Raw genomic sequence first — 971 nt, 5'->3', positions numbered from 1 at the left:
GGGGTGGTCGTACCGGCGGTGGGTGAGCTTTCCGGAGTCGGTCGCGACTGCGTGGGGATCGGCAGCACCACTGACGGCATCGGCGCGGGCAGCGGCGGGACGCTCGGCTCGGGGGTCGGCGACGGTGACGCGTTCGTGACCGTCCCGACGTACTTCGGCGCGGCAAAGGGCTGCGGCGCCACGCCGGTCAGGGCGCCGTCCATGAAGGCCTTCCAGATCTTGGCGGGATAACCGCCGCCGTAGACACCGCTCATGGCCCCGGGGATTCCGGTCAGCGCGGTCTCCTTGCTCACCCCGCCGTCCCCGCGGAACATGTTCACGCAGGCCGCCACCTGCGGCACATAACCGCAGAACCATGCGGTCCGGAACTTGTCGGTGGTACCGGTCTTGCCAGCCACCGGACGGCCGTCGGCCAACTGCGCGGCCTTGCCGGTGCCGTCCTTGATGACCGACTGCAGAGCGTAGGTCACATCCGCGGTCACACTCGCCGACAGTGCGGTCGTCGATCCCGTCGGACCCTCGTAGATGACCTTTCCCTTGCCGTCGACGACCCGGTCGACGAGGTGTGGGGTGGTCGCCTTGCCCCCGTTCGCGAAGGTGCTGTAGACCGCGACCATGTTCTTTGCGCTGATGCCGTCCCGGCCCAGCGTAACCCCGGCGTCGTCGGTGAGCGCGACGTCCTTGGACACGCCGAGGGCGCGCGCGGTGGAGATCACGTTGTCGATCCCGGCGGTGATACCGAGTGGCACGAACACGGTGTTGATGGACTCCGCGGTTGCCTTGACCAGGTTGGGATAGCCGAAGTTGCCGTGTTCCTCGTCGTTGTGAACGACGTAGGTTCCAGTGCCGTCGGCGGAGTTTCCGGGAATCTTCAGCACGTCCGGGGCCTCATAGGTCGAGTTCAGGCTCGCGCCGTGCGTCAGGGCGGTCGCCAGCGTGATCGGCTTGAACGTCGACCCGGGCGGCACCTT

Annotated in this window: 1 protein-coding gene; it reads right to left on the bottom strand. The window is 67.7% G+C overall.

What is annotated here, in order from left to right; genetic code table 11:
• Positions 1-971, bottom strand: a 971-nt coding sequence (locus tag U9977_RS11310) for a transglycosylase domain-containing protein (RefSeq protein ID WP_322749184.1), incomplete at both ends; no start/stop codon positions are given.

Origin of the sequence: Protofrankia sp. Cas8 (assembly GCF_963555845.1) — a bacterium.
GTDB lineage: Bacteria > Actinomycetota > Actinomycetes > Frankiales > Frankiaceae > Protofrankia.
Note: the sequence above shows the minus strand (reverse complement) of the source record. Positions and strands in the feature narration are given on the sequence as shown.